Origin of the sequence: Streptomyces sp. NPDC058650, from assembly GCF_042717315.1 — a bacterium.
In the GTDB taxonomy this organism is placed as follows: Bacteria; Actinomycetota; Actinomycetes; order Streptomycetales; family Streptomycetaceae; genus Streptomyces.
The window spans coordinates 380,039-400,177 of sequence record NZ_JBHXRL010000004.1 but is presented as its reverse complement, the minus strand read 5'-3'; the positions used below and the strand labels follow the sequence as shown (position 1 = coordinate 400,177).

Below are 20,139 nucleotides of genomic sequence, written 5' to 3'. Positions count from 1 at the left end.
CAGCCCCTCACAGCTTCATCAGGCTGGCGTCGTCGACCGAGGCCGAGTGGCGGGCACGGAAGACGGACACGATGATCGCGAGCCCGACGACGACCTCCGCGGCGGCGACGACCATCGTGAAGAACGCGATGATCTGGCCGTCGAGGTTGCCGTGCATGCGGGAGAAGGCGACGAACGCGAGGTTGCAGGCGTTGAGCATCAGCTCGACGCACATGAAGACCACGATCGCGTTGCGCCGGATCAGGACCCCGGCCGCACCGATGGTGAACAGCAGGGCCGCGAGATACAGGTAGTTGACGGGGTTCACCGGGTGGCCTCCTCTTCGTCCCGGTCCCGGCCGAGCCGCTCCTCGGAGCGCTGCTCCAGGGCCTTGAGGTCGGCCAGCGCCTCGCTGGACACGTCCCGGATCTGGCCCCGCTTGCGCAGGGTCTGCATGACGGTGAGCTCCGACGGGGAGCCGTCGGGGAGCAGACCGGCGACGTCCACGGCGTTGTGCCGGGCGTAGACGCCGGGCGCGGGCAGCGGCGGCACGTGCGTGCCCTCGCGTACGCGCTGCTCGGAGAGTTCGCGCTGGGTGGCGGCGCGCTGGGTGCGCTCGCGGTGGGTGAGCACCATCGCGCCGACGGCCGCCGTGATGAGGAGCGCGCCGGTCATCTCGAAGGCGAAGACGTACTTGGTGAAGATGAGGGCGGCGAGGCCCTCGACGTTCCCGCCGTACGCGGAGTTGGCCGCGCCGAGGCCGTTGAACTCGGTGAGCGAGGCCTGGCCGATGCCGGCGATCAGCAGGAGGCCGAAGCCGAGGCCGCAGGCCGCGGCCCACCAGCGCTGCCCCTTGATGGTCTCCTTCAGGGAGTCCGCGGCCGTGACGCCGACCAGCATGACGATGAAGAGGAAGAGCATCATGATCGCGCCGGTGTAGACGACGATCTGGACGATGCCGAGGAAGTACGCGCCGTTGGCGAGGTAGAAGACCGCCAGAATGATCATCGTGCCGGCCAGCGACAGCGCGCTGTGCATGGCCTTCCTCATCAGGATCGTGGCGAGGCCGCCGACGACGGCGACGGTGCCGAGGACCCAGAACTGGAAGGCCTCACCGGACGACGTGGCGTAGGCCGCGAGGTTCGCGCTCATGCGTCCGCCCCCTCCGGCTCGCCCTTCTCGCCCTTGGAGACGGCGACCTGCTGGACGGTCCCGGGCGCGACCTCGGTCACGAGGCCCCGGTAGTAGTCCTGTTCGGTCATCCCCGGGAAGATCGCGTGCGGGGTGTCGACCATGGTGTCCTCAAGACCCGCGAGGAGCTGCTCCTTGGTGTAGATCAGGTTCTCGCGGGAGGAGTCGGCCAGTTCGAACTCGTTGGTCATCGTCAGCGCGCGCGTGGGGCAGGCCTCGATGCACAGCCCGCACAGAATGCAGCGGGCGTAGTTGATCTGGTAGACGCGGCCGTACCGCTCGCCGGGCGAGTAGCGCTCCTCGTCGGTGTTGTCCGCGCCCTCGACGTAGATGGCGTCGGCGGGACAGGCCCAGGCGCACAGTTCGCAGCCGACGCACTTCTCCAGGCCGTCGGGGTGACGGTTGAGCTGGTGCCGGCCGTGGAAGCGGGGCGCCGTCGTCTTCGGCTGCTCCGGGTACTGCTCGGTCAGCCGCTTCTTGAACATGGCCTTGAAGGTCACGCCGAAGCCGGCCACCGGATTCTCGAAGTCAGACACCGTCCGTCTCCTTTCGCTCACTCGCAGTAGCAGTATCGGAGGCGCCACTGACAACGAGGTCCCCGTCGTGGCGTGGCCTGCGCCGGGGCACGGGCGGCAGGGACTGTCCGGGCTTGGGCGGTACGGGGAAGCCGCCGGCCATGGGGTCGAAGGGCCGCGCGTCCTCGGGGGCCTTCGCCTCGGCCTTCGCCTTCCTGTCGCGGAACGTGTCGAAGACGATGGAGAGCAGCAGCAGTCCGAGGACGGCACCGGCCACGTACAGGACGATGTTGCCGAACGCGATGTTCTCGTTCCGCAGGGCCCGGACGGTGGCGACGAGCATCAGCCAGACCACGGAGACCGGGATGAGGACCTTCCACCCGAGCTTCATCAGCTGGTCGTAGCGGACGCGCGGCAGCGTGCCGCGGAGCCAGATGAAGAAGAAGAGGAGCAGCTGCACCTTGAGGACGAACCAGAGCATCGGCCACCAGCCGTGGTTCGCGCCCTCCCAGAAGGTGGAGACGGGGTACGGGGCCCGCCAGCCGCCCAGGAAGAGCGTCACCGACACGGCCGAGACCGTCACCATGTTCACGTACTCGGCGAGCATGAACATCGCGAACTTGATGGACGAGTACTCGGTGTTGAAGCCGCCGACGAGGTCGCCCTCGGACTCCGGCATGTCGAACGGGGCGCGGTTGGTCTCGCCGACCATCGTGACGATGTAGATGATGAACGAGACCGGCAGCAGGATGACGAACCAGCGGTCCGCCTGCGCCTCGACGATCGCCGAGGTCGACATCGACCCGGAGTAGAGGAAGACGGAGGCGAAGGCCGCGCCCATGGCGATCTCGTACGAGATCATCTGCGCGCAGGACCGCAGGCCGCCGAGGAGCGGGTACGTGGAGCCGGAGGACCAGCCCGCGAGGACGATGCCGTAGATGCCGACGGAGGCGACCGCGAGGACGTACAGCATCGCGATCGGCAGGTCGGTGAGCTGCATCGCCGTGCGGTGGCCGAAGATCGACACCTCGTTGCCGGCGGGCCCGAAGGGGATCACGGCGATCGCCATGAACGCCGGGATGGCGGCGATGATCGGGGCGAGGACGTAGACGACCTTGTCGGCCTTCTTGACGATCACGTCCTCTTTCAGCATCAGCTTGATGCCGTCCGCGAGGGACTGGAGCATGCCCCAGGGGCCGTGCCGGTTGGGGCCGACGCGCAGCTGCATCCAGGCGACGACCTTGCGCTCCCACACGATGGAGAAGAGCACGGTCACCATCAGGAAGGCGAAGCAGAAGACGGCCTTGATCGCGACGAGCCACCAGGGGTCCGTGCCGAACATGGACAGGTCTTCGGCGGCGAGGACGGTGTTCATGCCTGGACCTCCGTCGTGGTGGCCGCGCCGATGCGAACCAGGTCGCCGGGGTGCGCTCCGGTGTCGGAGTAGACGCCGGAGCCGGTCGAGTTCAGCGGGAGCCAGACCACACGGTCGGGCATCTCGGTGATCTGGAGCGGGAAGGTGACCGAGCCGGCCGGGCCGGTGACCTCCAGGGTGTCGCCGTCCTTGACGCCGGTGTCGGCGGCGGTGGCGGCGGAGAGCCGGGCGACCGCCGCGTGGCGGGTGCCGGCCAGGGCGGTGTCGCCCTCCTGGAGGCGGCCGAGGTCGAGGAGGAGGCGGTGTCCGGCGAGGACGGCCTCGCCGTCGCCGGGCCGGGGCGCCGCCTGGCCGGGCTCGGTGGGCTCGGAGGCCCGATCCTCGGTCCAGCGGCCGAGCCGGTCGATCTCCCGTCGTACGGACCGCAGGTCGGGCAGGGCCAGGTGGGCGTCCATGGCGTCGGCGAGCATGTGGAGCACACGCGCGTCGGCCGGGGCGAGCGGCCTGGTCATCTGCTCGGGCTTGAGCGCGGCCTCGAAGAGGCGTGCCCTGCCCTCCCAGTTGAGGAAGGTGCCGGGCTTCTCGGCGACGGCGGCGACCGGCAGGACGACGTCGGCGCGCTCGGTGACCTCGCCGGGCCGCAGCTCCAGGGAGACCACGAACGCCGCGTCGAGTGCCTCACGCGCGCGTGCCGGGTCGGGCAGGTCGACGACGTCGACGCCGGCGACGAGCAGGGCGCCGAGTTCGCCGGTGGCGGCGGCCTCCACGATCTGGCCGGTGTCGCGGCCGTAGCGGTGCGGGAGTTCGCGGACGCCCCAGGCGGCGGCGACCTCCTCCCGCGCGCGCGGGTCGGTCGCGGGCCGGCCGCCGGGCAGCAGGGTCGGGATCGCGCCCGCCTCCACCGCTCCGCGCTCGCCGGAACGGCGCGGGATCCAGACGAGCCGGGCGCCGGTGGCGGCCGACGCGCGCAGGGCGGCGGTGAGCGCGCCGGGCACGCCCGCGAGGCGCTCGCCGACGGCGATGACGGCGCCTTCCCGGCGGAGGGCCTCGGCGGCGGCGAGCCCGTCGCCTTCGAGGGTGACCCGGGAGGTGAGCGCGTCGAGCCACTCGGTCTCGGTGCCGGGGGCGGCGGACAGCAGGGTGCCGCCCGCCTTCTCCAGGCCGCGGGTCGCGTGGGAGGCGATCGCGTACGTCTTCTGCCCGTGCTTGCGCCAGGCCTTGCGGAGCCGCAGGAAGACGCCGGGGGCCTCCTCCTCGGACTCCAGGCCGACGAGGAGGACGGCCGGGGCCGCTTCGAGCGAGGTGTACGTGACACCCGTACCGTCCAGGTCCCGTCCCCGCCCCGCGACGGCGGAGGCCAGGAAGTCGGCCTCCTCGCCGGAGTGGACCCGGGCCCGGAAGTCGACGTCGTTGGTGTCGAGGGCGACCCGGGCGAACTTGGCGTACGCGTAGGAGTCCTCGACGGTCAGCCGGCCGCCGGCGAGGACGCCGGTGCGGCCGCGGACGAGTCCGCGGGCGGCGGCCTCCAGGGCCTCGGGCCAGGACGCCGCTTCGAGCTCACCGGTCTCGTGGTTGCGGACGAGGGGGGTGGCGAGCCGGTCACGCTGCTGCGCGTACCGGAAGGCGAAGCGGCCCTTGTCGCAGATCCACTCCTCGTTGACCTCGGGGTCCTCGGCGGCGAGCTTGCGCATGACCTTGCCGCGCCGGTGGTCGGTGCGGGTGGCGCAACCGCCCGCGCACTGCTCGCAGACCGACGGCGAGGAGACCAGGTCGAAGGGGCGGGAGCGGAAGCGGTAGGCGGCCGAGGTGAGGGCGCCGACCGGGCAGATCTGGATGGTGTTGCCGGAGAAGTACGACTCGAAGGGGTCGCCCTCGCCGGTGCCGACCTGCTGGAGCGCGCCGCGCTCGAGCAGCTCGATCATCGGGTCGCCCGCGACCTGGTTGGAGAAGCGGGTGCAGCGGGCGCACAGGACGCAGCGCTCGCGGTCGAGGAGCACCTGGGTGGAGATCGCTACGGGCTTCTCGTAGGTCCGCTTGACGCCGTCGAAGCGGGACTCGGACTGGCCGTGGGACATGGCCTGGTTCTGCAGGGGGCACTCGCCGCCCTTGTCGCAGACCGGGCAGTCCAGCGGGTGGTTGATGAGCAGCAGCTCCATCACCCCGTGCTGGGCCTTCTCGGCGACCGGGCTGGTCAGCTGCGACTTGACCACCATGCCGTCGGTGCAGGTGATGGTGCAGGACGCCATGGGCTTGCGCTGGCCCTCGACCTCGACGATGCACTGGCGGCAGGCGCCGGCGGGGTCGAGGAGCGGGTGGTCGCAGAAGCGCGGGATCTCGATGCCGAGCTGTTCGGCGGCGCGGATGACCAGCGTCCCCTTGGGGACGGAGATCTCGATGCCGTCGATGGTCAGCGTGACGAGGTCCTGGGGCGGGAGCGCCGCCTCGCCGCCCCCGGAGGGGGCAGACGTGGTGACTGTCATGCGTTCACCTCCGTGTTGTCTGCGCGCCGGTCGGCCCAGACGGTCGACCTGGCGGGGTCGAAGGGGCAGCCCTTGCCCGTGATGTGCTGCTCGTACTCCGCGCGGAAGTACTTGAGCGAGGAGAAGATCGGCGAGGCGGCGCCGTCGCCGAGGGCGCAGAACGACTTGCCGTTGATGTTGTCGGCGATGTCGTTGAGCTTGTCGAGGTCGGCAAGGGTGCCGGCCCCGTTCTCGATGGCCCGGAGCAACTGGACGAGCCAGTAGGTGCCTTCGCGGCAGGGGGTGCACTTGCCGCAGGACTCGTGCGCGTAGAACTCGGTCCAGCGGGTGACGGCCCGGACGACGCAGGTCGTCTCGTCGAAGCACTGGAGGGCCTTGGTGCCGAGCATGGATCCGGCGGCGCCGACGCCCTCGTAGTCGAGGGGCACGTCGAGGTGCTCCTCGGTGAACATGGGCGTGGACGAGCCGCCGGGGGTCCAGAACTTGAGGCGGTGGCCGGGTCGCATGCCGCCGCTCATGTCGAGGAGCTGGCGCAGGGTGATGCCGAGGGGGGCCTCGTACTGGCCGGGTGAGGCGACGTGCCCGCTGAGCGAGTAGAGCGTGAAGCCCGGGGACTTCTCGCTGCCCATCGAGGTGAACCATTCCTTGCCGCGGTTGAGGATCGCGGGAACGGACGCGATGGACTCGACGTTGTTCACGACAGTGGGGCAGGCGTACAGACCGGCGACCGCCGGGAAGGGCGGCCGCAGCCGGGGCTGACCGCGGCGCCCTTCGAGCGAGTCGAGGAGGGCGGTCTCCTCGCCGCAGATGTACGCGCCGGCGCCGGCGTGCACGGTGAGTTCGAGGTCGAGTCCGCTGCCGAGGACGTTCGTGCCGAGGTAGCCGGCGGCGTAGGCCTCGCGGACGGCCTCGTGGAGGCGGCGGAGCACGGGGACGACCTCGCCGCGCAGGTAGATGAAGGCGTGGTTCGAGCGGATCGCGTAGCAGGCGATCACGATGCCCTCGATGAGGGAGTGCGGGTTGGCGAAGAGGAGCGGGATGTCCTTGCAGGTGCCGGGCTCGGACTCGTCGGCGTTGACGACGAGGTAGTGCGGCTTGCCGTCGCCCTGCGGGATGAACTGCCACTTCATGCCGGTGGGGAAGCCGGCGCCGCCGCGACCGCGGAGCCCGGATTCCTTGACGTACGCGATGAGGTCGTCGGGGCTCATCGCGAGGGCCCGCTTGAGGCCCTGGTATCCCTCGTGCCGCTCGTAGGTCTCCAGGGTCCAGGAGTTGGGCTGGTCCCAGAAGGCGGAGAGGACCGGGGCGAGAAGCTTCTCGGGGCTGTTGTTGTTGTCGATCTCGGCCGCCAAGGTCATCACTTCCCCTCCTGACGGGTTGCCTCACCGCGCGGGTGAACGATTCGGTGGTGCGGGGCCTCGCCCTTGGAAAGCCGCAGGCCGACGAGGGAGGCGGGGCCCGCGCCGCCGGTGGCCTCGACGGCGCCGGGGCGCTCGTCGGGGAAGCCGGCGAGGATGCGGGCGGTCTCCTTGAAGGTGCAGAGGGGGGCGCCGCGGGTGGGTTCGACGGTCCGGCCGGCCCGCAGGTCGTCCACCATCTTCTTGGCGGACTCCGGGGTCTGGTTGTCGAAGAACTCCCAGTTGACCATCACGACGGGTGCGAAGTCGCAGGCCGCGTTGCACTCGATGTGTTCGAGGGTGATCTTGCCGTCGTCGGTCGTCTCGTCGTTGCCGACGCCGAGGTGGGCCTTGAGCTCGTCGAAGATGGCGTCGCCGCCCATGACCGCGCAGAGCGTGTTCGTACAGACGCCGACCTGGTAGTCGCCGGAGGGCTTGCGCCGGTACATCGTGTAGAAGGTGGCGACGGCGGTGACCTCGGCGGTGGTCAGGCCGAGGAGTTCGGCGCAGAACCGCATGCCGGTACGGGTCACGTGACCCTCCTCCGACTGCACGAGGTGCAGCATCGGCAGGAGTGCGGAGCGGGAGTCCGGGTAGCGGGCGATGATCGCCGTCGCGTCCTCGGTCAGGCGCGCGTGGACCTCGGCCGGGTACGCGGGGGCGGGGAGCTGGGGCATCCCCAGGCTGACGTTCTCCGTCATCGGTCGACGCCTCCCATCACGGGGTCGATGGAGGCGACGGCGACGATGACGTCGGCGACCTGGCCGCCCTCGCACATCGCGGCCATGGCCTGGAGGTTGGTGAAGGACGGGTCGCGGAAGTGGACCCGGAAGGGGCGGGTGCCGCCGTCGGAGACGACGTGCACGCCGAGCTCGCCCTTGGGCGACTCGACGGCCGCGTAGGCCTGCCCGGGGGGAACCCGGAAGCCCTCGGTGACCAGCTTGAAGTGGTGGATCAGGGCCTCCATGGAGGTGCCCATGATCTTCTTGATGTGGTCGAGGGAGTTGCCGAGGCCGTCGGGGCCGAGCGCGAGCTGCGCGGGCCAGGCGATCTTCTTGTCGCCGACCATGACCGGTCCCGGCGCGAGCCGGTCGAGGCACTGCTCGACGATCCGCAGCGACTGGCGCATCTCCTCCAGGCGGACGAGGAACCGTCCGTAGGAGTCGCAGGTGTCGGCGGTCGGGACGTCGAACTCGTAGTTCTCGTAGCCGCAGTACGGGTCGGTCTTGCGCAGGTCGTGCGGGAGGCCGGCGGAGCGCAGGATCGGGCCGGTGGCGCCGAGGGCCATGCAGCCGGTGAGGTCGAGGTAGCCGACGTCCTGCATGCGGGCCTTGAAGATGGGGTTGCCGGTGGCGAGCTTGTCGTACTCCGGCAGGTTCTTCTTCATGGTCTTCACGAACTCGCGGACGGCGTCGACGGCGCCGGGCGGCAGGTCCTGGGCGAGGCCGCCGGGGCGGATGAACGCGTGGTTCATGCGCAGGCCGGTGATCAGCTCGTACAGGTCCAGGATCATCTCGCGGTCCCGGAAGCCGTAGATCATGATCGTGGTGGCGCCGAGCTCCATGCCGCCGGTGGCGATGCACACCAGGTGGGAGGAGAGCCGGTTGAGCTCCATGAGCAGGACGCGGATGACGGTCGCGCGGTCCGGGATCTGCTCGGTGATGCCGAGGAGCTTCTCCACGCCGAGGCAGTACGCCGTCTCGTTGTAGAACGAGGTGAGGTAGTCCATGCGCGTGACGAAGGTCGTGCCCTGCGTCCAGGTCCGGTATTCGAGGTTCTTCTCGATGCCGGTGTGGAGGTAGCCGATGCCGCAGCGGGCCTCGGTGACGGTCTCGCCGTCGATCTCCAGGATGAGGCGGAGCACGCCGTGGGTCGACGGGTGCTGCGGGCCCATGTTGACGATGATGCGTTCGTCGTCGGCCTTGGCGGCGGACTGGACGACTTCTTCCCAGTCGCCGCCGGTCACCGTGTAGACGGCGCCTTCTGTCGTCTCGCGGGGAGACGCGTGGGAAGTGCTCACGAGTACGACCTCCGCTGGTCCGGAGCCGGGATCTGGGCGCCCTTGTACTCGACGGGGATGCCGCCGAGGGGGTAGTCCTTGCGCTGCGGGTGGCCCTGCCAGTCGTCCGGCATCATGATCCGGGTGAGGGCGGGGTGCCCGTCGAAGACGATGCCGAAGAAGTCGTACGTCTCGCGCTCGTGCCAGTCGTTCGTCGGGTAGACGGCGACGAGCGACGGGATGCGCGGGTCGGCGTCGGGCGCCGAGACCTCCAGGCGGATCAGCCTGCCGTGGGTGAGCGAGCGCAGGTGGTAGACGGCGTGCAGCTCGCGGCCCTTGTCCCCGGGGTAGTGGACGCCGGAGACGCCGGTGCAGAGCTCGAAGCGGAGCGCCGGGTCGTCGCGCAGGGTCCTGGCGACCCGTACGAGGTGCTCGCGCTCGATGTGGAAGGTGAGCTCGTCGCGGTCGACGACCGTCTTCTCGATGGCGTTGCCCGGGAGCAGTCCCTGCTCCTCCAGCGCGCCTTCGAGTTCGTCGGCGACCTCGTCGAACCAGCCGCCGTACGGGCGGGCGGCCGGGCCGGGCAGGCGGATCGAGCGGACGAGGCCGTTGTAGCCGGACGTGTCACCGCCGTTGTCGGCGCCGAACATGCCACGCTGGAGGCGTACCTCCTCGCCGTGCTCCCCGCGCTGGCCGGGCAGGTTCTGCTCGCTCAGCTCCTTCTCGGGGTTGGGTGTCTCGTCACTCACCGGAGCAGACCCTTCAATTCGATGGTCGGCAGCGCCTTGAGCGCCGCCTCCTCCGCCTCGCGCGCCGCCTCCTCGGCGTTCACGCCGAGCTTGGAGGTCTGGATCTTCTGGTGGAGCTTGAGGATCGCGTCGAGGAGCATCTCCGGCCGCGGCGGGCAGCCGGGCAGGTAGATGTCGACGGGCACGATGTGGTCGACGCCCTGCACGATCGCGTAGTTGTTGAACATGCCGCCCGAGGAGGCGCAGACGCCCATGGAGATGACCCACTTGGGGTTCGGCATCTGGTCGTAGACCTGCCGCAGGACGGGCGCCATCTTCTGGCTGACGCGGCCGGCGACGATCATGAGGTCGGCCTGGCGCGGTGAGCCGCGGAAGACCTCCATGCCGAAGCGGGCCAGGTCGTACCGGCCGGCGCCGGTCGTCATCATCTCGATGGCGCAGCAGGCGAGGCCGAAGGTCGCGGGGAACACGGACGCCTTGCGCACCCAGCCCGCGGCCTGTTCGACCGTCGTCAGCAGAAAGCCGCTCGGGAGTTTCTCTTCGAGTCCCATAGGTGCCCCTCAGCCCCTCAGTCCCATTCCAGGCCGCCGCGACGCCACACATACGCGTAGGCGACGAAGACGGTGAGCACGAAGAGCAGCATCTCCACGAGCCCGAAAAGCCCCAGGGCGTCGAACGTGACGGCCCAGGGGTAGAGGAAGACGATCTCGATGTCGAAGACGATGAAGAGCATCGCCGTCAGGTAGTACTTGATCGGGAAGCGGCCGCCTCCGGCGGGCGTGGGTGTCGGCTCGATGCCGCACTCGTACGCCTCAAGTTTTGCCCTGTTGTACCGCTTTGGCCCGATAAGCGTGGCCATGACCACGGAGAAGATCGCAAACCCCGCACCCAGGGCACCGAGCACGAGGACGGGCGCGTACGCATTCACGCTCCTCGCTCCTTCCAGTCGTCCTTGACCGTTGGATCGCACGACCGGACCGTGAAAGATCGCCCCCATGTGAGGCAGTTCACAAGCCCGGCTGTCCCGCATCCTATGCCCGCCCCTCTGTGATCTGCGACACGGGGTGCGGCAACGAGTTTGTGATCTCCACCACCTGACGAAGGATCATGAAGCCGGATGAGGGGTGATCTTGTTGCGCGAAGCGCCCAGGTGATCACCAGATGTGACATCCGTACCGGAAGTCGCTGCTCGGAGGGGGTGTCGCACTATCAAGCCATGGCACATACAAGCAAATTGGCGATGGGACGGGCGCCGGTGATAAAGGAAGCGCACATCGCCCGGTCGAGGGGTCCCGCGTACGGGAGTGGACGTGTGCACTCGTTCACGAGCCAGGTGGTGACCTGCGTCACACCACACCGGGGTCCGGGAAAACGGGGCTTGGCCACTGAGGTGAAGAGGTGGTAAGTGACGGGCAATTCGGACGTTTTATTGAAAACACATGATCAAGGGCGCGATGAGCCGTGCCCGATTTGCCCGTTACGGCGTCAATAAGGGCGCCAGAGAAGCGGATTCACCCGTTCCCTGCACAACTGTGGCGCAGCCCACGTTTCTTGAAGGGAACCACCAAGCCCTGATAGCGGTTGTTCCCATGTCCCACACCGCTCACATACCCAGCCACCGGAAGCCCCGCCGCAGCGCCTCGAAGCTCGCGCTCCGTGCCGGAGTTGCCGGTGGCGTCCTCGGCACCATCGCGGTGGCCGGTGCTGCCGGGCCGGCGTCTGCCGAGCCGGTGACCGAGACCATCGAAATGCCCACGCTCGGATCCCTCGACACCGCGGGCCTGGCGAGCGCTGTCGCCGCCTCGGCCGAGGCGTCCCAGCAGGAGGCCCTCGACCAGAGCCTGGAGTCCCAGGAGAACGCGGCCCTGCAGAAGGCCGCCAAGGAGGCCAAGAAGGCCAAGGCCGAGGCGGACCGCAAGGCCGAGGCCGAGCGCGCCGAGAAGGCCCGCGCCGAGGCCGAGGCCAAGGCGAAGGCCGAGCAGGAGCGCAAGGACGCCGAGGAGCGCGCCTCCCGCGACCGTGCGCGCACCCAGCTCGCCACCACCTCCACGAGCGACAACAGCTCCTCCGGCTCCAGCGTCTCGGGCTCCGGCTCGTCGGACAGCGGCTCCTCCAGCTCGTCCGGCTCCTCCGGTTCCTCGGACAGCGGCTCGTCCACGAGCGGCAGCAGCAACGAGACGCAGGCCCCCTCCGGCTCCGCCGCCGCGATCGTGGCCTTCGCGCGCGCCCAGGTCGGCGACGCGTACGTCCGCGGCGGCACCGGCCCCAACTCCTGGGACTGCTCGGGCCTCGTCCAGGCCGCCTACAGCCAGGCCGGCATCGACCTGCCGCGCATCTCCAGCGACCAGTCGAGCATGGGCACCTCCGTCTCGCTGAGCAACCTCCAGCCGGGCGACATCCTGTACTGGGGCAGCCGCAGCGGCTCGTACCACGTCGCCATCTACGTCGGCGGCGGCAAGTACGTCGGCGCGCAGAACTCGGCCACGGGCGTCGTCGAGCGCTCGCTCGACTGGGACACCCCGTCGGGCGCCGTCCGGATCCTCTGATCCGGCACACCACGAAGCATGCCGAAGGGCCGTCACTCCTCGGGGGAGAGACGGTCCTTCGGCGTTCGTCATGCTTCAGGCGTTATTTCCGGAACGCGTCGATGATGCGCGCGTAGCTGTCGCCGCCGTGACCGGCCTCCACCGCCGAGCGCATCAACTCCAGGTGCAGCCGCGGCAGCCGCCCGTCCACCCCCCGCGCCTCCCCCGCGTGCAGCAGGTGTCCGATGGCCACGACCTGCACGTCGATGGTGGCGTCGTCTCCCGGGTACTCCCCCGCGTCGATCTGCCCGGCGTAGCCGCTCATGAACCAGGAGACGGTCTTCAGCCAGCGGTTCGCGACCTCCGTGAACCGCGTGGCGGTCACCCCGTCCGCGCCCACGAGGGCGCTCGCGTGCAGCCAGCCGCCGAAGACCGACCACATGAGGCCGAGGAGACCGGCGTCGTAGAGCGAGGCGAGTCCCGCGTCCGCGCCGAGGTCGACGGGGTCCCCGAGCACGGCCAGGGCCGGGCGGTGCGCGGCGAGGAGCTCGGGCGCGCCCGAGTAGAGGATCATGGCGGCGCTGTCGCCGATCCCGGGCGGGGTCGTCATGATCCCGCCGTCCAGGTAGCCGACGCCGTGCTCCGCCGCCCACTGCGCCTCCGCGCGGGCCTGCTCGGGCGAGCCGGTGGTGAGGTTCACGAGGACCTTGCCGCGCAGTGCCCCGGCCGCGGGGGCGAGGAGTTCGCGCACGGCCGGGTAGTCGAGGACGCAGACCAGGACGAGCTCGGCACCCGCGACGGCCTCGGCGACGCTCGTGGCGCGGACCGCTCCCCGGGCGACGAGGGGATCGGCCTTCTTCCCGGTGCGGTTCCAGACGGTGGTGGGGTGGCCGGCGGCGAGGAAGGCGCCGGCGAGGGCGGCGCCCATCTGGCCGAGGCCGATGACGGTGACGGGGGCGGGGGTGTTGTTCTGCTTGCTCATGGGTTCCACGCTCGCAGCGGCGGAATCCGGCCGACAGTGGCAGAACTGACCCTGTGCGCACGGTTCCTGCCATAGCCTGGCGGTCATGAGCAGAGGAGCGGGAGTCGTCGCCATCGCCGTCGTACCGGACGGCAGGGTCGGTCCCACCCTCTGGGAGCTGTACGAAATCTCCATCGCGTGCGCGGTCTTCGGCATCCCGCAGCCGGACCTGGCCGCGCGCTGGTACGAGCTGCGCCTGTGCGGTGACCCGACGGCCGCGCCGGCGCCGGGACCGCTCTCCCTGCGCGCCGAGTACGGCCTCGACGCGCTCGTCGGCGCGGACACGGTCATCGTGCCGTCCGTACCCGAGGCGGTGGTCGACGACGGCGAGGAGGTGCCCGCCGATCTGGTGGCGGCCCTGCGCGCGGCGTCCGACTCCGGTGCCCGCATGGTCTCCCTGTGCACGGGGGCCTTCGCGCTCGCCGCCGCCGGGCTCCTCGACGGCCGGCGCGCGACCGCGCACTGGCAGCACACCGCGCAGCTCGCCGCCCGCCACCCCGCGGTGATCGTGGACGACTCCGTGCTCTACACGGACGAGGGGTCGGTGCTGACCAGCGCCGGTGCCACCGCCGCGCTCGACCTGTGCCTGCACCTGGTCCGCGCGGACCTCGGCGCGAGCGTGGCGGGCCAGTTGGCCCGGCGGCTCGTGGTGCCCGCCCACCGGACCGGCGGACAGGCCCAGTTCATCGAGGCGCCGCTGCCGCCCCGCGACGACGAAAGCCTCGGCCCGGTCCTCCAGTGGGCGACGGAGCACCTGGCCGAGCCGCTGACCGTGGAGGACCTGGCCCGGCGGGCCCGGCTGAGCCCCCGGACCTTCCACCGCAGGCTCCAGGAGACCTGCGGGACCACGCCGTTGCAGTGGCTGCTGCAGCAGCGGGTCGCGCGGGCGCAGACCCTGCTGGAGTCGACCGATCTGCCGGTGGAGCAGATCGGCGACCGCAGCGGTCTGGGCACCGCGGCCAACCTGCGGCGCCATTTCACCCGTACGGTCGGGGTCTCCCCGAGCGACTACCGGCGGGCGTTCAGGCCGCCTTCCTCCGGGGGATCGGGTACGGATACGGGTACGGGTACGGGTACGGGTCAGTGGCGGAGTGCCTCGGCCGGTTCGATACGGGAGGCCCGCCAGGCCGGGTAGAGACCGGCCAGCACGCCGGTGACCAGCCCGATCGCCGGGGCCGCGACGACGGCCCCGGGATGGACGACCGGGGTCCAGTCCCGGACGAGCGCCACCCCGATCACCGTGGACACGCCCAGCGCCGTCCCGACGAGCCCGCCGACCGCGCCCAGGGCCCCGGACTCCGTGAGGAACTGGACGGTGACGTGCCGCGCCCGGGCGCCCAGGGCCCGCCGCAGACCGATCTCACCGGTCCGCTCCAGGACCGCGACCAGGGTGGTGTTGGCGATGCCGACCGCGCCGATCACCAGACAGACCCCGGCGAGCAGCAGGAACAGCTGGTCGAGGTCGCCGGTGACGCCCGCCCGCAGCGCCCTCGGGTCCGGCGGCGGGACGGCCTTCAGATACTCCGGATGGTCGGGGCGCAGCGCGACCGGGGCCTCGTCCGCGATCTGCCGGGCGGCCCCGGTCTCCGTGGCGACCAGCATCCTCGCCTCACCGGCCCCGGGCGGACCCCACATCCGCTCGGCGGTCGTGCGGGGCACGCTCACCGACATCAGCACGTCCGGCCTGCGCTCGACGTCGTCGACGATGCCGGCCACGACGAACGGCTCGTCGCCGATGAACACCGCGGGCCGGGTCTCCAGGGTGGTGATACCGAGCCGGGCCGCGACGGCCGCCCCGATGACCGCCACCGGCTGCGCCTTCGACGAGGCGAACTCGTCGTAGAGCCGGCCCTGCGCGAGGTGGGGGACGGCGGCCCTGAGCGCGCCGGGCGAGGCGGCGACCACGTCGACCGGGACGCCGTCCGCACCGTCGCCCACGGGTGCGGCGCGCACGGTGACGTCCGGGCCGAGCCGGACCGTCCAGTAGACCCCGGCGTCCCGGACGCCGCCGAGCCGCCCGATCCGGGCGTCCGCGTCGGCGGGGAAGCCGGGTCCCGCGAACTCGTCCTGTTCCTGGGCGATGTCCTCGACGGTGACCTCGGTGGCGGTCAGCAGGTCGAACCGGGCGTCGATCCGGGAGGACGCGGTCGCCGTCAGGCCGAGGATCGCGACGAAGGTGCCGACGCCGAGGACCGTGCCGAGCGCGGTGAGCACCGACCGGCCGGGACGCTGGAGCATGCCCGCGACGGCCTCGGAGAGCGCGTCCCGGGGGGTGAGGCGGGAGGGTTCGACGACCCCGCCGGGCCGGGGGCGGCGTCTCATGCGGGGTTCCGTTCCGTGCGGGGTGCGCCGTCCGGGTGCTCTTCCGCGCGGCGCCGTTCGCTCAGGAATCCGTCGCGGATCGTGACCGTGCGACCGGCGCGTGCGGCGACCTCGCCGTCGTGGGTGATGACGACGACCGTCATGCCGGAGGCGTGGAGTTCGCCGAGGAGCGCGAGGACCGTCTCCGCGTTGCCGGAGTCGAGGTTTCCCGTCGGCTCGTCGCAGAGCAGCAGCGAGGGCCGGCCCGCCAGCGCGCGGGCGATGGCGACGCGCTGGCGCTCACCGCCCGACAGGCGGCCCGGGAACGCGTCGACGCGGTGGGCGAGGCCGACGCGTGTCAGCGCCTCCCCGGCCCGGGTGCGGCGCTCGGCGCGGGGCACGGCCGAGTACACCATGGAGAGCATCACGTTCTCCGTGGCGCTGCGGTGCGGCATGAGGTGGAAGGCCTGGAAGACGAAGCCGATGCGGCGGCCGCGCAGGGCGGTGCGGTCGGCGTCGGAGAGGGCGGCCGTGTCGATCCCGTCGAGGAGGTAGGTGCCCTCGGAGGGGGCGTCGAGGAGTCCGGCGACGTTCAGGAAGGTGGACTTGCCGGAGCCGGAGGGGCCGACGACGGCGACGAACTCGCCGTGGCGGACCGTGAGTTCACAGGGGTGCAGGGCCTGGACGGGCGGCGGGCCGGGGTAGGTGAGGCCGACCCGGCGGAACTCCATGACGGGGGCGTCCGGACCGGCCGGGGCGGGCGGCGGGACGGGCTGCCGGTCCCGTCGGCGGCGTACGAGTCGCACGAGTGCGCTCACTGCGGCCCCCGACCGCCCGGAGCGCCGCCGGTGGCCGCCCCGGCGACCCCGGTCACGACGTCCGCGCCCTCCGCCAGACCGCCCGCCACGAGCGGTACGACCTCGACGTACCCGTCGCCGAGCGTGCCGGTCCGCACCTCGACGGGGTTCCGGCGCCCGTTCCCGTCGACGACCGTGACCAGCGTCCGGCCGTCCGCGCCCGCCGACACGGCGGTGACGGGGACGACGAGGGCCTCGCCGTCGGTGGAGGCGGCCTCGATCGTCAGCCGTACCTCCTGGCCGGCGAGGGCGGGCGGGATCTCCTTCTCGGGCACGGCGGTGAGGAGGAAGCCGGCGGGACCGTCCGCGGGGGCGACCGTCCCGTCCTGGCCCTCTCCCCCGCCGCCGGTGTTGCGCGGTTCGGTGCGCGGGCTGGTGGCGGTGGTGGCGACGGTCGCCACCTCGGCGGTGAGCTCGGTGCCGGAGACCTCGTCGAGGACGCGGACCTTCTGGCCGGGCCTGACCATGCCCTTCTGGTGGTCCTGGAGGTGGCCCTGCGCCAGGAGCCGGCCGGAGGACAGGGTCATCAGCGTGCCCGACACCGGGGAGCCGGGACGCACGGCGACGGAGGCCACCCGGGCGGGGAAGCGCTCCACGAAGACGACCTCCCCGGCCGGGACCATGGGTCCGGCGGCGGCCCACGCCTTGTCCAGCGCGGTCCGGACGGTGGCGAGATCGGCGAGGGCCCGGTCGCGGGCCTTGCGCAGGTCCTTCGCCCTGGCCTTGTCCTCGTCGTCGTCGTTGTCGTTCCTATCGCCCTTGTCGTCGTTGTCGTCGTTGTCGTCCTTCTCGTCCGTCAGGGCGTCCTGGGCGTCCTGGGCGTCCTCGGCGGCGCGTTCGGCGGCGGTCACCGCGGCCGTGGCGCCGTCGACGGCCGCGCCGTCGTCGTCCTGGGCGGGCCGGGGGTCGTACCCGACGGAAGAGTAGAACGCCGTGACGGCGTCCTTGGTCCCGGCGCCGAAGACGCCCTTCACGTCGCCGCCCCGGCCGTACCCGAGCGCGGCGAGCGCGGCCTGGAGCTGGGCGACGTCGTCGCCGGTCGCCCCGGGCTTGAGGTCGCGGTAGACGGGCAGCCGCCCCTTCAGTACGAGGACGGGGCGGCCCGATATCTCCAGCAGGACCTGCCCGGGGCGCACCGCGGCACCGACGGCGGCGGGCGTCTTGGTGACGACGGGCGTCCCGCCCTCGCCGCCGGAGACCACGGGTGCGACCTGGATGCTCTGGCCCGCGGCGACGGTGCCGCGCAGGACGACGGTCTCGTGGAGGACCCGCCGCTCCACGGGCGCGGTGAGCACGTCGGGCGGCGGCGGCTCGGCGTCGGCGGCGATCTGCGCCGGGGACTTGATCACCGTACCGGCGAGGACACCGGCCCCGGTGAGCACGACGGCACCGACGACGAGGGCGCCGATCCACAGGCGGCCGCGGCGGGTGTGGGCCTCGCGGGTGGTGACGGTGCCCAGGTCGTCCGGGCCGGAGGGCTCAGCCACCGTCGACCGCGCTTCCCTGGCCTTCCTGGTTCTCCGCGGCCACCGGGCGGCACTGCCGGAGGATCTCGGGGAGCCCGGCGTCGTACTTCACCGCCTCGCTCTCCGGCAGCCGCCCGGTCTTCGGGTCCGGGTCGGGGTAGTCGGGGAATCCGTTGCGCCGGACGCACTCGGACACCGCCTTGTCCCGCTTCAACTGCGCCTGATCTACGGGCAGTTCGGCGGGCATCAGGCTCCTGCACGCCTTGTCGGCCTCGCGTTGCGCCTTCTCGCTGTTGGCGTCCTTGTCGACCCGCCTGGCGCCGCCTTCCGTGTCCACGAGCTTCAGCCCCTGCTCGGCGAGGCAGTCGTAGAACGGGACGAAGGCGGCCTCCGCCACAGCGGTCGGGACGGGACGGGAGGCGGCGGGTTCGGTGTCACCCCCGCACCCGGTGAGCGCCAGAGCGGCGAGAAGCAGGGAAGCGGCCAGCGGGCGTCTCATCGATGCACGTCCTTATCCGGGGGCCCCGAGCCCGGGACGTCCCGATACGGGGGGCGGCGCTCGGAGCCGGTGGCGCGGCGCGCCTCCACGGCTCGGCGCGGAACGGGCCGAGCGCCTCGTACGGTTGCTCGACCGGTGCCACTCTAACCACACGGGAGAGAGGGCGCCGATCCTCCAACTGGCATGCGGGGCCCGCCTGTTGCAGTTTCCGCCAAGTGCGGCGCGTCGGCCCTTACGGACCTGACATAGTCGCGGACCTCTGCGGGCCAACTCCCCGGCGGTGTCGTGTACTTCCCTGTCGGCGCCACGCAGGCCCCGACCGTCACACAGCTCTTGTGCAGCCTCCCTCGTACCGAAAGGCAAGGACATGAAGAACACCGCCCTCCGGCGCGCCCTCAGCACCGTCGTCGTCCTCGGCACCCTCGGAACAGGCGTACTGGCGAACGCCGGCACGGCCTCGGCCGTGACCAGGGACGGCTACCTGGACATCCGCGAGTTCGGCCTGTTCTACAACTCCGCTCTCGGGGGCTCGTTCATCGACCTGTACATGGCGGACGGCGACCTCTCCAACGACAGGTTCATCACCCCCGGTCCCGGCCAGGGCTACGCCGTGGGCAACAACGCCGCCTCGTACTTCAACAAGGACAAGGTCACCTGGTACGTCTACACCGGCGCCGCGGCCGGTGGCATCGAGGGCTGGATACCCGCGGACCGCTTCGACACCTTCTCCACGACGTTCAAGAACCAGGTCTCCTCGGTCTACCACTTCAAGGCCCGCTGACCCTCTCCTCCCCGCCTCGCCCCTCCCGGAGCCCTCATGCGTCCCCGACGTCCGCTCACCGCCGCTGTTCTCCTGCTGAGTACGGGGCTCCTCACCGCTTGCTCGTCGGGCGAACCGGCCGTGTCCGCGGGCGCGAAGCCGCCCTCCGACCCGTCCGGGACGGCTGCCGCCCAGCTGGCGTACCCCTTGGACCCGTACAAGACGTCGAACGAGCAGATCCGCGGCCTGGAGAAGGCGCAGGACCTGCTGACGGCGGACTGCATGAAGCGGTTCGGGTTCACGTACCGACCACCGGTCCGTCCCCTGCCGCCCACCAGGAGCACCACGTCGCGGTACGGGGTCACGGACGAGGCGACGGTGGCCCGGTACGGGTACGTCAAGCCCGGTGTCGGCCCCGGACCCGACAAGCCGGCCGAGGAGTCCCTCTCCTCGGCCGAGCAGCTGGCGCTGAGCGGCCCGCCGCTCAAGTCCAAGCCGGGGGGCGGCCTCGTCCTTCCGCCGCTCACCCTGGAGGAGTCGCGGAAGACCGACAGCGGCCGGACGCTCAACGGGCAGAAGGTGCCGGTCGGCGGCTGTGGCCGGGAGGGGCACCTCCGGCTCTACGCGGTGCGGAAGGACCCCGTGGACCTGCTCTACGTCTTCGGGATGGAGTCGGAGGCGTTCTCCCGGGCCAGGCAGTCCCCGAAGGTGACGAAGGCCGTCTCAGCGTGGTCGGCGTGCATGGCGGAGAAGGGGTACCGCGTCACCGACCCCGTCTCCCCGCAGGCGGCCCTCGGCCTGAAATCCGAGGCCGAGTTCGGCGGCGCCAAGGCGATCGCCGCCGCGAGGCAGGACGTGGCCTGCAAGAAGCGGACGGATCTGGTCGCCCTCTGGTACACCGCCGAGGTCGGGTTCCAGAACGAGCTCATGAACCAGCACGCCGAGACCCTGAAACAGGTCAAGGTCGAGCTGGACGAACGGATCAAGAAGGCGGCCTCGGTCAACGGCTGACCCCGCAGGCTCCA

20 protein-coding genes are annotated in these 20,139 nt (G+C 71.3%); 4 read left to right on the top strand and 16 right to left on the bottom strand.

The genetic code is table 11. From position 1 onward, the window contains the following. Nucleotides 1-7: 7 nt before the first annotated feature. From nuoK to ACFWWU_RS10040, 11 genes are read right to left on the bottom strand one after another with little or no spacing between them, the layout of a single operon-like run. Nucleotides 8-307 (bottom strand): NADH-quinone oxidoreductase subunit NuoK, encoded by a 300-nt coding sequence (nuoK, locus tag ACFWWU_RS10090; RefSeq protein WP_030214504.1) that lies wholly within the window; start codon nucleotides 305-307, stop codon nucleotides 8-10. Beyond that, a complete protein-coding gene (locus tag ACFWWU_RS10085) occupies nucleotides 304-1,131 on the bottom strand; it encodes an NADH-quinone oxidoreductase subunit J (protein ID WP_384141711.1) in 828 nt (275 codons plus the stop codon). The genes nuoK and ACFWWU_RS10085 overlap by 4 nt, the downstream gene beginning before the upstream one ends. Beyond that, the gene (gene nuoI, locus ACFWWU_RS10080; RefSeq protein WP_384141709.1) at nucleotides 1,128-1,706 is read right to left on the bottom strand and encodes an NADH-quinone oxidoreductase subunit NuoI; all 579 of its coding nucleotides are present in this window, start codon (nucleotides 1,704-1,706) and stop codon (nucleotides 1,128-1,130) included. The genes ACFWWU_RS10085 and nuoI overlap by 4 nt, the downstream gene beginning before the upstream one ends. Continuing rightward, the gene (gene nuoH / locus ACFWWU_RS10075; protein ID WP_384141706.1) at nucleotides 1,699-3,060 is read right to left on the bottom strand and encodes an NADH-quinone oxidoreductase subunit NuoH; all 1,362 of its coding nucleotides are present in this window, start codon (nucleotides 3,058-3,060) and stop codon (nucleotides 1,699-1,701) included. The genes nuoI and nuoH overlap by 8 nt, the downstream gene beginning before the upstream one ends. Then, a complete protein-coding gene (locus ACFWWU_RS10070; RefSeq protein ID WP_384141704.1) occupies nucleotides 3,057-5,540 on the bottom strand; it encodes an NADH-quinone oxidoreductase subunit G in 2,484 nt (827 codons plus the stop codon). The genes nuoH and ACFWWU_RS10070 overlap by 4 nt, the downstream gene beginning before the upstream one ends. Further along, the gene (gene nuoF / locus ACFWWU_RS10065) at nucleotides 5,537-6,898 is read right to left on the bottom strand and encodes an NADH-quinone oxidoreductase subunit NuoF (protein ID WP_384141701.1); all 1,362 of its coding nucleotides are present in this window, start codon (nucleotides 6,896-6,898) and stop codon (nucleotides 5,537-5,539) included. Before nuoF ends, ACFWWU_RS10070 begins: the two co-directional genes overlap by 4 nt. Further along, nucleotides 6,898-7,638: an NADH-quinone oxidoreductase subunit NuoE gene (nuoE, locus tag ACFWWU_RS10060; protein ID WP_384141698.1), complete on the bottom strand. Its 741-nt coding sequence runs from the start codon at nucleotides 7,636-7,638 to the stop codon at nucleotides 6,898-6,900. Before nuoE ends, nuoF begins: the two co-directional genes overlap by 1 nt. Further along, nucleotides 7,635-8,957 (bottom strand): NADH-quinone oxidoreductase subunit D, encoded by a 1,323-nt coding sequence (locus ACFWWU_RS10055; protein ID WP_384141695.1) that lies wholly within the window; start codon nucleotides 8,955-8,957, stop codon nucleotides 7,635-7,637. Before ACFWWU_RS10055 ends, nuoE begins: the two co-directional genes overlap by 4 nt. Further along, a complete protein-coding gene (locus tag ACFWWU_RS10050; RefSeq protein WP_384141692.1) occupies nucleotides 8,954-9,685 on the bottom strand; it encodes an NADH-quinone oxidoreductase subunit C in 732 nt (243 codons plus the stop codon). The genes ACFWWU_RS10055 and ACFWWU_RS10050 overlap by 4 nt, the downstream gene beginning before the upstream one ends. After that, the gene (locus ACFWWU_RS10045; protein WP_024756031.1) at nucleotides 9,682-10,236 is read right to left on the bottom strand and encodes an NADH-quinone oxidoreductase subunit B family protein; all 555 of its coding nucleotides are present in this window, start codon (nucleotides 10,234-10,236) and stop codon (nucleotides 9,682-9,684) included. Before ACFWWU_RS10045 ends, ACFWWU_RS10050 begins: the two co-directional genes overlap by 4 nt. Before the next feature lie 17 nt (nucleotides 10,237-10,253). Further along, nucleotides 10,254-10,613: an NADH-quinone oxidoreductase subunit A gene (locus ACFWWU_RS10040; protein ID WP_019888619.1), complete on the bottom strand. Its 360-nt coding sequence runs from the start codon at nucleotides 10,611-10,613 to the stop codon at nucleotides 10,254-10,256. Between the two features lie 661 nt (nucleotides 10,614-11,274). Between ACFWWU_RS10040 and ACFWWU_RS10035 the strand changes: the two genes are divergently transcribed. Then, the gene (locus ACFWWU_RS10035; RefSeq protein WP_384141688.1) at nucleotides 11,275-12,231 is read left to right on the top strand and encodes a C40 family peptidase; all 957 of its coding nucleotides are present in this window, start codon (nucleotides 11,275-11,277) and stop codon (nucleotides 12,229-12,231) included. An 82-nt stretch (nucleotides 12,232-12,313) separates the two neighbouring features. Here ACFWWU_RS10035 and ACFWWU_RS10030 read toward each other — a convergent pair whose 3' ends face one another. Continuing rightward, nucleotides 12,314-13,192, bottom strand: coding sequence for an NAD(P)-dependent oxidoreductase (locus ACFWWU_RS10030; RefSeq protein ID WP_384141685.1), 879 nt, complete (start codon nucleotides 13,190-13,192; stop codon nucleotides 12,314-12,316). An 85-nt stretch (nucleotides 13,193-13,277) separates the two neighbouring features. On the opposite strand from ACFWWU_RS10030, the gene ACFWWU_RS10025 reads away from it, so the two are divergent. After that, nucleotides 13,278-14,366, top strand: a complete 1,089-nt coding sequence (locus tag ACFWWU_RS10025; RefSeq protein ID WP_384141682.1) for a helix-turn-helix domain-containing protein — start codon at nucleotides 13,278-13,280, stop codon at nucleotides 14,364-14,366. Here the strand turns inward: ACFWWU_RS10025 and ACFWWU_RS10020 are convergent. The 4 genes from ACFWWU_RS10020 to ACFWWU_RS10005 form a co-directional block, all read right to left on the bottom strand. Further along, complete coding sequence (locus tag ACFWWU_RS10020; protein WP_384141679.1) at nucleotides 14,312-15,553, bottom strand: ABC transporter permease; 1,242 nt, start codon at nucleotides 15,551-15,553, stop codon at nucleotides 14,312-14,314. The genes ACFWWU_RS10025 and ACFWWU_RS10020 overlap by 55 nt on opposite strands. Further along, nucleotides 15,550-16,263, bottom strand: coding sequence for an ABC transporter ATP-binding protein (locus ACFWWU_RS10015; RefSeq protein WP_384141900.1), 714 nt, complete (start codon nucleotides 16,261-16,263; stop codon nucleotides 15,550-15,552). Before ACFWWU_RS10015 ends, ACFWWU_RS10020 begins: the two co-directional genes overlap by 4 nt. An 83-nt stretch (nucleotides 16,264-16,346) precedes the next feature. Then, the gene (locus ACFWWU_RS10010; RefSeq protein WP_384141675.1) at nucleotides 16,347-17,876 is read right to left on the bottom strand and encodes a peptidoglycan-binding protein; all 1,530 of its coding nucleotides are present in this window, start codon (nucleotides 17,874-17,876) and stop codon (nucleotides 16,347-16,349) included. After that, a complete protein-coding gene (locus ACFWWU_RS10005; RefSeq protein ID WP_384141672.1) occupies nucleotides 17,869-18,354 on the bottom strand; it encodes a hypothetical protein in 486 nt (161 codons plus the stop codon). The genes ACFWWU_RS10010 and ACFWWU_RS10005 overlap by 8 nt, the downstream gene beginning before the upstream one ends. A 367-nt stretch (nucleotides 18,355-18,721) precedes the next feature. Here ACFWWU_RS10005 and ACFWWU_RS10000 point away from each other — a divergent pair, with 367 nt between their 5' ends. Both ACFWWU_RS10000 and ACFWWU_RS09995 read left to right on the top strand, forming a co-directional pair. Further along, on the top strand, nucleotides 18,722-19,135 hold the full coding sequence (locus ACFWWU_RS10000; protein ID WP_384141669.1) for a hypothetical protein: 414 nt from the start codon (nucleotides 18,722-18,724) through the stop codon (nucleotides 19,133-19,135). Nucleotides 19,136-19,171: 36 nt separating this feature from the next. Continuing rightward, on the top strand, nucleotides 19,172-20,125 hold the full coding sequence (locus ACFWWU_RS09995; protein ID WP_384141666.1) for a hypothetical protein: 954 nt from the start codon (nucleotides 19,172-19,174) through the stop codon (nucleotides 20,123-20,125). Nucleotides 20,126-20,139: the final 14 nt, after the last annotated feature.

What these genes read in the sequence shown, in the direction of transcription:
- ACFWWU_RS10085 (WP_384141711.1), bottom strand. Translation starts at nt 1,131, where the DNA reads ATGAGCGCGAACCTCGCGGCCTACGCCACGTCGTCCGGTGAGGCCTTC.
- nuoH (WP_384141706.1), bottom strand. Translation starts at nt 3,060, where the DNA reads ATGAACACCGTCCTCGCCGCCGAAGACCTGTCCATGTTCGGCACGGAC.
- ACFWWU_RS10070 (WP_384141704.1), bottom strand. Translation starts at nt 5,540, where the DNA reads ATGACAGTCACCACGTCTGCCCCCTCCGGGGGCGGCGAGGCGGCGCTC.
- nuoF (WP_384141701.1), bottom strand. Translation starts at nt 6,898, where the DNA reads ATGACCTTGGCGGCCGAGATCGACAACAACAACAGCCCCGAGAAGCTT.
- nuoE (WP_384141698.1), bottom strand. Translation starts at nt 7,638, where the DNA reads ATGACGGAGAACGTCAGCCTGGGGATGCCCCAGCTCCCCGCCCCCGCG.
- ACFWWU_RS10045 (WP_024756031.1), bottom strand. Translation starts at nt 10,236, where the DNA reads ATGGGACTCGAAGAGAAACTCCCGAGCGGCTTTCTGCTGACGACGGTC.
- ACFWWU_RS10035 (WP_384141688.1), top strand. Translation starts at nt 11,275, where the DNA reads ATGTCCCACACCGCTCACATACCCAGCCACCGGAAGCCCCGCCGCAGC.
- ACFWWU_RS10030 (WP_384141685.1), bottom strand. Translation starts at nt 13,192, where the DNA reads ATGAGCAAGCAGAACAACACCCCCGCCCCCGTCACCGTCATCGGCCTC.
- ACFWWU_RS10025 (WP_384141682.1), top strand. Translation starts at nt 13,278, where the DNA reads ATGAGCAGAGGAGCGGGAGTCGTCGCCATCGCCGTCGTACCGGACGGC.
- ACFWWU_RS10020 (WP_384141679.1), bottom strand. Translation starts at nt 15,553, where the DNA reads ATGAGACGCCGCCCCCGGCCCGGCGGGGTCGTCGAACCCTCCCGCCTC.
- ACFWWU_RS10015 (WP_384141900.1), bottom strand. Translation starts at nt 16,263, where the DNA reads ATGGAGTTCCGCCGGGTCGGCCTCACCTACCCCGGCCCGCCGCCCGTC.
- ACFWWU_RS10005 (WP_384141672.1), bottom strand. Translation starts at nt 18,354, where the DNA reads ATGAGACGCCCGCTGGCCGCTTCCCTGCTTCTCGCCGCTCTGGCGCTC.
- ACFWWU_RS10000 (WP_384141669.1), top strand. Translation starts at nt 18,722, where the DNA reads ATGAAGAACACCGCCCTCCGGCGCGCCCTCAGCACCGTCGTCGTCCTC.
- ACFWWU_RS09995 (WP_384141666.1), top strand. Translation starts at nt 19,172, where the DNA reads ATGCGTCCCCGACGTCCGCTCACCGCCGCTGTTCTCCTGCTGAGTACG.